The organism is Petrotoga mexicana DSM 14811, assembly GCF_002895565.1.
GTDB classification, from domain to species: Bacteria; Thermotogota; Thermotogae; order Petrotogales; family Petrotogaceae; genus Petrotoga; species Petrotoga mexicana.
Genome location: NZ_AZRN01000026.1, coordinates 1 through 8919, shown reverse-complemented (window position 1 = coordinate 8919; position 8919 = coordinate 1). Strand labels below are relative to the sequence as shown.

Below are 8919 nucleotides of genomic sequence, written 5' to 3'. Positions count from 1 at the left end.
AACAAAAAATCTCTGTAATACCTTTTTCATCATCTCTTCAGTCTATTCTATCAACCATATTTGACAAGGAGCCATTAAAAATGGGCTCTTTCATTCAAACATATATTATGTTATAATATGTTCAAACAATCATTCTTTAAATAGATTGATACGGCGAGAGCCTGTTGGATAGTTACAAATTAGTTGCAAAGATTCTGATGTTTTATGACTAAGTAAAAAAGTAAATAAGACGATAGGAGGTGTATCAACATGGTGAAAAAGGCTTTTTTGATTTCTATGATTTTGATTTCTTTTGTGTTTTCAGCTTTTTCAGTTACTTATGTTGTCGGTACAGAAGCATCTTTCCCACCTTTTGAGTACGTAGAAGGTGGTGAATTTGTTGGTTTTGATATTGATTTAATAAAGGAAATTGGAAAAATGTACGGATTCGATGTTGAAATAAGAGACATTAGCTTTGACTCTCTCATACCTTCTTTAATGACTGGAAATATTGACATTATTGCTGCTGGAATGACGATAACAGAAGAAAGAGAGAAAGTAGTGGACTTTACAATCCCATATTATAGCGCCGATCAGAGTATTATGGTAAGAAAAGGAGAAGGCACAAATCTAAGTATCCTTTTTACGGAACCAAAAATCGGAGTTCAGACAGGTACTACCGGGGATCTTTGGGTGACTGAAAATCTTATTGACACGGGTTACTTGCCAAAAGCTAACCTTACAAGATACGATACATTCAACTTTGCTGTTCGTGACTTAGTTAACAAAAATATCGATGCGATAGTACTAGATAATCCTGTAGCTGAAAGATTCACCAAGACAGATCCGGTAGAAATTGTAGGAATCATTAAGACTAATGAAAATTATGGTATGGCCGTTGCACCAGGCAATGAAGATTTATTGAATATGTTAAACGAAGGTATAACAAAGTTACAAGAATCAGGAAAGATGGATGAACTTATCGGAAAATATTTTAAGTGATGCTTGTAAATCTTTAAAGTAAAAAACAAGGGGGGTTTACCCCCCTTATATTAAGAAAGAAGGATTATATTTGGAAGACATTCAAGTTATTATCAATTCTTTTCCCTATTTACTAAAAGGAACTCTTGTAACGTTGGAATTAACCCTTTTTAGTTTGATAATAGGATTTGTTATGGGGGTTATAATTTCTTTCGGTCAATTGTATGGTAATAAACTTGTACAATTTATTTTTCTAATCTACGAACGAGTATTTAGAAGTATTCCTTTGTTAGTCATACTTTTTTTGATTTTTTACGGTTTACCTGCTATAGGAATAAGATTGGATCCTTTAATCGCCTCAATACTTGGTTTGGGTTTGAGAAGTTCGGCATATCAATCGCAAATTTTAAGAGGCGCAATTTTATCCATACCAAAAGGACAGCTCGATGCTGCTTACTCCATCGGGATGAACAAAATTCAGACTTTTTTCTATATTATCTTCCCTCAGGCAATAAGAATCGCATTATCAGGATGGACCAATGAAGCAGCGGTGGTTTTAAAAGATACATCTTTAGCTTATGCCTTAGGTGTCGTAGAACTACTAAGGCAAGGTACTTATATTATCTCTGTGACCAACAGACCTTTGATAGTTTATCTAATTTGCGGGGTTATATATTTTATCCTAACTTTTAGTATAAGTAGAGGATTAGGTAGGATCGAAAAAAAGCTTGCAATACCAGGATATGAAACAAGGAGCGTTTGATTAATGAAAAAAGAAAAAGATACAATATTAAAAGTGGAAGATCTTCATAAAAGTTATAATGAAACAGAAATACTCAAAGGGATAACATTGGAAGTTAAAAAGGGTGAAACAAAGGTAATAATAGGTCCAAGTGGAACGGGGAAGAGCACCCTTTTAATGTGCATAAATAGGCTTGTAGAACCTGATTCCGGAAGAATATATCTGGAAGGAGAAGAAATATTATCCTCGAAGAATATTCACAAAATTAGACAAAAAATAGGCTTTGTATTTCAACATTTTAACCTATTTGATCACTTAACTGTGCTTGACAACGTTAAAATCGGGTTGACTAAAGTGAAAAAGATTGAAAAATCGCAAGCTACTGAAATTGCATTAAAAGAATTAGAACGGGTTGGACTGAAGGATAAATCAGAACTCTATCCTGCCCAACTTTCGGGTGGACAAAAACAAAGGGTCGCGATTGCTAGAACTTTGGCTATGAATCCCAAATTGATCCTGTTTGATGAGCCAACCTCCGCTTTAGATCCAGAGCTGATAGGAGAGGTTCTGAACGTTATGATAGATCTTGCAAAAAGTGGGATGACTATGGTGTGTGTTACTCACGAAATGGGTTTTGCAAGGGCTGTTGCTGATGAGATTATATTTATGGAAAATGGTGTGATCGTTGAAAAAGGTCCCCCAGAATCGATGTTCAAAAATCCTCAAAAAGATAGAACTAAGGAGTTTTTAAATAAATTATCGCAGTTGTACGGAAAGGAAGAAAACACATGAGCTTTTTTGAAATTGTCGAAAGTTCCTGGGTTTATATGGTAGAAGGTATATGGGTTACACTTTTTTTAACTTTAATTTCTGTAATTATAGGATTCTTTTTGGGCGTTTTACTAGCAGTTTCTAAAACGTATGGAAATAAATTATTCTATTATATAAGCTATGTTTTTATCGAAATAATAAGGGGTACCCCATTACTTGTTCAACTTTTTATTCTTTATTATAGTTTACCTGTTATTGGAATTAGGCTTTCTCCAATATTAGCCTCAATAATGGCTTTTTCTTTAAATTCTGCCGCTTATCAGGCTGAATACCTAAGAGGTGCCATTCAATCGATAAGTTCAGGTCAAATGCAAGCCTCTTTATCTATAGGAATGAAAAAATGGCAAGCTATTAGATTGATCATATTACCCCAAGCATTAAGAAGGTTTATCCCTTCGTGGACAAATGAATTTATATACCTATTGAAGTACTCCTCTCTCTCTTATATTGTTGGAGCGCCAGAAATAATGGCTCAAGCTAAGTTTGTAGCGAGTCGTAACTTTGAATTCTTTCAAGTTTACCTTTTCGCTGCTATCATATATTTTGTGTTAGTCACAATTTTTGGAGAAATATTCAGATTTATTGAAAAGAAAATGAAGATTCCAGGGACCCTCACTTATGCTAGAAATCAAATTTAGAAATGTAATAAAAGCTAAGTGATTGTAAAGCGAATGGTCGTTAAAGCAATTTTAGAGTTACTAAAGCCGGTAATACACGAAAAAACAGGAGGAAATAAATAAATGATGGAAATAATCGAACTAATAAAGAAACAAATCAATATAACCTTGTCAAATATAGGTGTTTCTGACATCGAACTCAATTTTACTATTGAAACTCCTCCAAAAGATGATTTAGGAGATTTTTCGTCCAACGTAGCATTCTTATTAACAAAAAGGTTGAGAAAATCACCTCAAGAAATTGCCCAAATTTTAAGGGACGAATTAGATAAATCTTCTTTTTTTGAAAAAGTAGATAATGTAAATGGGTTTTTAAATTTTTTTGTTTCTCCCCAAATATATCAAAGGATATGTTCTAAAATTTTAAGCAATCCAAAAACCTACGGGAGATTTGACATAGGGAAGGGTACAAATATACAGTTTGAATTTGCAAGCATTAATCCAACTGGTCCAATTACCGTCGCCCATGGCCGACAAGCTGTTATGGGAGACGTTTTAGCAAATATGTATGAACAAGCTGGATACGTTGTTCAAAGAGAAATGTATTTAAACGATGCAGGCAGACAAATAAAACTTCTCTCCTTCTCACTGTGGGTAAGATACAACGAAATTCTTGGTTCAAAATATGAAATACCCGAAGATGGTTACAGGGGAGAGTATCTTGTCGATACGGCAAAAAAAGTATTGAACAAATATGGAGAAAAGTTTAAAGACAAATGGGATGAAGAAGCTGAGGACATATTCAGAAAAGAAGTCCTGGAAGATATGCTAAAAAATATGTTGGAAACGCTTGGAAAGATAAATGTAAACTTCGATGTAATCTTCAGTGAACAATTATTATTTAAAAATAAAATGGTTGAAAAGACCTTGAACGATTTAAAAGCTAAAGGTTACGTGTATGAAAAAGATGATGCGTTATGGTTTAAAGTATCAGACTTGATAGATGAAAACGACAAAGTATTGATAAGGTCTAAAGATTCGATGCCAACATACTTTTGTGATGACATTGCTTACCATTATTACAAGTACTTACGGGGTTTCGATACTGTGATTGATATAATGGGTTCTGACCATCATGGCCACATACCTAGAATGATGGCTTCTGTAAAAGCATTAGGATTACCAGAAGATTTTTTAAAAATAATTTTACACCAATTTGTAAATGTAAAAAAAGGAAAAGAAATTATAAAGATGTCAACAAGAAGTGGGGAATTCTTCACTCTTGACGATCTTATACAAAATGTTGGAAAAGATGCTGTTAGGTACTTCTTTGCTATGGTTGATCCTGATACAACATTGAACTTTGATATTGATTTGGCTATAAAAAAATCTAATGAAAACCCTGTTTACTACGTTCAATATGCTCATGCAAGAATATGCAGCATATTTAAAGAAGCTCAAAAAAGAGGGATAGACTACGAATTATTTTTAGGTTTAGAATATCTAAAAGAAGCCGAAGAAAAATTATTAATGAGAGAGTTATCCTTATTTCCCAACGTATTAACTAAAGCTGTAATTCAAAACAAACCTAACTTGCTCACTCAATATTTAGAAAGAGTGGCCTCACGATTTCATCATTTTTACAACAACCTCTCTGTTCTCAATGCAGAAAATTATGAACTTATTCAAGGGAGGTTGAATCTCTGTCACGCAACAAAAATTATCATAGCAAGAGGTTTATCTATTTTGGGTGTAAATGCTCCTGAAAGCATGTGAAAGGAACTTGGGGTTTGGTGATGCTTCCAAACAAAATCTTGAAATTTGAATTTGAGAGGGGGGTTTAGGGGCTTGCCCCCAACGTATGGTAATAAAACGAAATTTCATCTTTTACTTAATAATATTAGGTATTACTCTATTCGTAGGTGTTCTATTCATCTACAGTTCTCTCTTTGCAATCAGTGACATCAAAGAGATAAACCCAGATCAAAAATTTCAAACATATATAATCGCCTTAATTCTCGGCTTTTTAGGTGCGATAATTGCTTTTATGTTCAGTGATATGTTTACAAAAAACAAGCACATTATGATTGCTCTTTTTGTATTTTTAAATCTCATTTTAATTATCGTTTTATTCACTCAACCTATCGCAGGTGTGAAAAGATGGATGAACATTGGTCCTTTCCAATTTCAACCATCAGAACTTGCAAAACTCATTATTCCTGCTTTCTTAGCTTTTTATTACACTCAAATACTTAATAAAAAGAATCTACTAATAAATGTAATTTTCCCTCTTTTAGTATGTGGTTTTAGCATATTCTTAATCTTTTTGGAACCAGATCTCAGTTCTTCCCTTATAATTACAATGTTAACCTTAATAACGATGTTTTTGGGAATAAGAGATAAAAAGGTTATGTTGTTCTTCATTATTTTTACCTTGATTATCGTCTCTGTTCTTTTTATCTTTAAGGATAATCTTCTCCAGACCTACCAAATTTCAAGATTGACAAGTTCCGACGATTTTCAGAGTCAACGTTCGAGAGATGCCATTACAAATGGTGGGCTGATTGGTACAGGACCTTTTGCCGGTGAATTTAAATACTATGTTCCCGAATCTTACAGTGATTTTATCATATCTGTTATAGGAGAAGAATGGGGAAAATTAGGGATAGTGATGGTTCTAACTCTATTCTTTTTTCTATCTCATGAACTTGTGTATCTAGCTTATCTTACCAAAGATCACGGTACTTTCATATTCTGTGGAGCTACAGCTTCTTGGATCTTCATTCAAGTTGTCATAAACACGTTGGTCGGATTGGGAGTACCATGGATGCCAGTTACAGGGGTAACGCTTCCAATGGTAAGCTATGGAAATTCTTCTATGATAGTTACATTAACATCTATAGGGTGGGGACTAGGATTAATATATCATAATTCGGAGTTGACAAGCACAGATGGGGAAGAATAAAGAATTAAAAGTTGTTTTTTCGGGAGGAGGTACAGGAGGACATTATTACCCTGCTCTATCTGTTTTAAAATATTTAAATAAATATTATAATAAGTTAGAGGTAATATATTTTACTACAAAAGGAAGAATTGAAGAAAAAAAGTTGCCTACCGACTTTCCAAAAGCAAAGTTAATTCCTTTAAATACCAAAGGTCTAGAAAGGCCTTTATACAACTTTAAAAATATAAATAGAGCCTTTGAAGTTCTGAAGGATACACATAAAGTTGAAAAAATAATAAAAGAATTCAAACCTGTATTTGGATTTCTAACAGGTGGGTACGTAACTGTTCCCGTTGGTTTAGCTTTAAAAAAACAAAATATTCCTTTTTATCTTCATGAACAAAATTCAACACTTGGAATATCCAATAAAGTACTATCTAGATGGGCAAAAAAAGTTTTTGTAAGTTACGAGCAAACCAAGACGAACGACAAGTTTATTCTTACAGGCAATCCTGTAAGAACGCCTGAAAACGAAATACCACGGTCTTACTTGCTTAATTTTGGAATAAATGATCTAAATAAAAGATGTATATTAGTCTTTGGCGGAAGCCTAGGTTCAAACGAAATAGATGAATTAATGCTCAAAGTATACGAAAAAGAAAAAATTAACAATTATATACACATAACGAAAAACCCAGAAAAATTCAAACAATTTCCTAACGTTTTTACTTTTGAATATTTAGAAAATTTATATGAATTAATGGCTATCTCCGATGGAGTGATATCAAGGGCAGGAGCAACAACACTCGCCGAAATTCAGTTTTATGATCTCTCTGCTATTTTGATCCCATGGAAAGGTGCAGCAGAAAATCACCAATTAAAAAATGCTCTCTCTCTTCAAAAGAAGGGAAAGGTTGCAGTCTTCGATGAAGAAAATGTGGAAATTGATCGACTGATCAACTTTTTAAATTGTATCCAACCAAAAAATGAAGAATATATATACACACCTAAGATAAATAGAGCCACAGAAAGTATTGTTAATAATATCTTATGGGCGGGCTGCGGGGCGGAGGGGCGCTAACACAAGGTTTTAGAGTTTCTAAAGTCAATATTTGTATTCTCAAAAGGAGGTATCTATGAAGTATTACTTCTCCGGGATAGGTGGTATCGGTATGAGTTCCCTAGCCTTATACACAGCTTATAAGTATGGAATAAAAAACGTGATTGGATCGAACAACGAAATGAACGAAAGAGTAGAATACTTAATAAAAAAAGGAATAAAAGTCAAATTAAATCAGGATTCTGATCTTCCTGATATCGATTTTTTTATTAAATCTACAGCGATAAAAGATACTAATCCAGAACTCATGGAAGCCAAAAAAAGAAAGATAACTATTCTGAACAGAATGCAACTACTCAATTCAATATTACAAAAACATACCTCAATAGGCATAACTGGAACAGATGGAAAAACTACCACAACTGCTATGGTTTCTCAAATATTCAAAAACGCTGGTAAAGATCCGACAGTTTTTTTAGGTGGAATACATGATTCATTAGAAGATGGCAACTTTAGATATGGAAATGGAATAGTAATAGCGGAAGTCGACGAAAGTGACGGCTTTATAGAAGAAACAGAAACGGACTTTTCTATCATAAACAATCTAAGACCTGACCACTTAGAACACTACGATAATGAATTTGATAAATTGGAAAGTTCTCTTTATAAATTTGCAAACAACACTACAGAACTTGTTTTATTAAATGGAGACGATAACCATCTCACCAAATGGCATCTGAACGTAAAGAAAGTCTTATACTTTGGGCAATGTGAAAAGGCAGATTATACTATAAAAAACAGACGTCAATATAACGGGTATCAACTTTTTGAGCTTTATCACAAAAATACATACATTGGAGATATTACTTTAAATCTTCCAGGATTACACTACGCTTATGATGCACTAGCTTCAACCGCACTTTCTTTAGAATTCGGCATTGAATTTAACACAATAAAAGAAACTTTTCTTAGATATAATTCGGTTGGAAGAAGATTCAATATACTTTACGATAAAGATAATTTATCAATAATAGACGATTATGCCCATACACCTGACGAAATCTTAGAAACTATAAAGGCAACGAAAGAGTATTTCCCAAAAAGAAAAATAATAACCATATTTCAACCACACAGGTACACCCGTCTTTACTTCCACATAAACGACTTTATTGATGTCCTAAAATATTCAGATGAAGTATTAGTCTACAGAATATATTCTGCCTTTGAAGAACCCATAAACGGAGTGGATGAAAAAAAGGTTGTAGAAGCTCTTAATTCACAAGCTACTTTTTCCAAATATTATAATTCGGAAGATGAAATCATATCAGACCTTTTACAAGAAAAAAATGCTGTATTACTCTTTGTTGGTGCAGGAGACATAACAGAGATAGCAAAAAAATTATCAAAAAACAAAAAAAAACCTTGACATCTCATAATTTTTATGATAATATATTTCAGGTTTGAGATATTGCCCCCATCGTCTAGCGGTCAAGGACATTGGCCTTTCACGCCAAAGGCACCAGTTCGAATCTGGTTGGGGGCGCCATAACATAAACTAGGGTGTTTAGCTCAGTGGGAGAGCGTCTGCCTTACAAGCAGAAGGTCGCAGGTTCAAATCCTGCAGCGCCCACCAAGTTTAAGGATGGGCAGGTAGCTCAGTCGGTAGAGCAACGGACTGAAAATCCGTGTGTCGGCAGTTCGATTCTGCCCCTGCCCACCATACTAGTTTTTAGCTTAACGCTAGTAATCGGGTAGGAGGTAGATA

At 33.9% G+C, this 8919-nt stretch carries 8 protein-coding genes and 3 tRNA genes; all 11 read left to right on the top strand.

Going from position 1 to position 8919, the window contains the following annotated elements:
- The first annotated feature begins 249 nt into the window (after window positions 1-249).
- The 11 genes from X927_RS06480 to X927_RS06430 all read left to right on the top strand — a co-directional run bounded on the left by X927_RS06480 (window position 250) and on the right by X927_RS06430 (window position 8874).
- Window positions 250-981 carry a basic amino acid ABC transporter substrate-binding protein gene (locus tag X927_RS06480; RefSeq protein WP_103077285.1) on the top strand — a complete coding sequence of 244 codons (732 nt, stop codon included), beginning with the start codon at window positions 250-252 and terminating at the stop codon, window positions 979-981.
- 70 nt (window positions 982-1051) lie between these two features.
- Window positions 1052-1723, top strand: coding sequence for an amino acid ABC transporter permease (locus X927_RS06475; protein ID WP_103077284.1), 672 nt, complete (start codon window positions 1052-1054; stop codon window positions 1721-1723).
- A 3-nt stretch (window positions 1724-1726) separates the two neighbouring features.
- Window positions 1727-2494 carry an amino acid ABC transporter ATP-binding protein gene (locus X927_RS06470; protein ID WP_103077283.1) on the top strand — a complete coding sequence of 256 codons (768 nt, stop codon included), beginning with the start codon at window positions 1727-1729 and terminating at the stop codon, window positions 2492-2494.
- The gene (locus tag X927_RS06465; RefSeq protein WP_245855492.1) at window positions 2491-3171 is read left to right on the top strand and encodes an amino acid ABC transporter permease; all 681 of its coding nucleotides are present in this window, start codon (window positions 2491-2493) and stop codon (window positions 3169-3171) included. The genes X927_RS06470 and X927_RS06465 overlap by 4 nt, the downstream gene beginning before the upstream one ends.
- Before the next feature lie 102 nt (window positions 3172-3273).
- Complete coding sequence (gene argS / locus X927_RS06460) at window positions 3274-4926, top strand: arginine--tRNA ligase (protein WP_245855491.1); 1653 nt, start codon at window positions 3274-3276, stop codon at window positions 4924-4926.
- An 85-nt stretch (window positions 4927-5011) separates the two neighbouring features.
- A complete protein-coding gene (locus tag X927_RS06455) occupies window positions 5012-6115 on the top strand; it encodes an FtsW/RodA/SpoVE family cell cycle protein (RefSeq protein ID WP_103077282.1) in 1104 nt (367 codons plus the stop codon).
- Window positions 6102-7175 (top strand): UDP-N-acetylglucosamine--N-acetylmuramyl-(pentapeptide) pyrophosphoryl-undecaprenol N-acetylglucosamine transferase, encoded by a 1074-nt coding sequence (locus tag X927_RS06450; protein ID WP_103077281.1) that lies wholly within the window; start codon window positions 6102-6104, stop codon window positions 7173-7175. The genes X927_RS06455 and X927_RS06450 overlap by 14 nt, the downstream gene beginning before the upstream one ends.
- A gap of 55 nt (window positions 7176-7230) precedes the next feature.
- On the top strand, window positions 7231-8580 hold the full coding sequence (murC, locus tag X927_RS06445) for a UDP-N-acetylmuramate--L-alanine ligase (RefSeq protein ID WP_103077280.1): 1350 nt from the start codon (window positions 7231-7233) through the stop codon (window positions 8578-8580).
- A 44-nt stretch (window positions 8581-8624) separates the two neighbouring features.
- Window positions 8625-8700 (top strand) — tRNA-Glu (locus tag X927_RS06440).
- Window positions 8701-8712: 12 nt separating this feature from the next.
- A tRNA-Val gene (locus X927_RS06435) sits at window positions 8713-8787 on the top strand.
- Between the two features lie 11 nt (window positions 8788-8798).
- A tRNA-Phe gene (locus X927_RS06430) sits at window positions 8799-8874 on the top strand.
- Window positions 8875-8919: the final 45 nt, after the last annotated feature.

What these genes read in the sequence shown, in the direction of transcription:
- X927_RS06470 (WP_103077283.1), top strand. Translation starts at nt 1,727, where the DNA reads ATGAAAAAAGAAAAAGATACAATATTAAAAGTGGAAGATCTTCATAAA.
- X927_RS06480 (WP_103077285.1), top strand. Translation starts at nt 250, where the DNA reads ATGGTGAAAAAGGCTTTTTTGATTTCTATGATTTTGATTTCTTTTGTG.
- X927_RS06465 (WP_245855492.1), top strand. Translation starts at nt 2,491, where the DNA reads ATGAGCTTTTTTGAAATTGTCGAAAGTTCCTGGGTTTATATGGTAGAA.
- X927_RS06450 (WP_103077281.1), top strand. Translation starts at nt 6,102, where the DNA reads ATGGGGAAGAATAAAGAATTAAAAGTTGTTTTTTCGGGAGGAGGTACA.
- X927_RS06455 (WP_103077282.1), top strand. Translation starts at nt 5,012, where the DNA reads ATGGTAATAAAACGAAATTTCATCTTTTACTTAATAATATTAGGTATT.
- argS (WP_245855491.1), top strand. Translation starts at nt 3,274, where the DNA reads ATGATGGAAATAATCGAACTAATAAAGAAACAAATCAATATAACCTTG.
- murC (WP_103077280.1), top strand. Translation starts at nt 7,231, where the DNA reads ATGAAGTATTACTTCTCCGGGATAGGTGGTATCGGTATGAGTTCCCTA.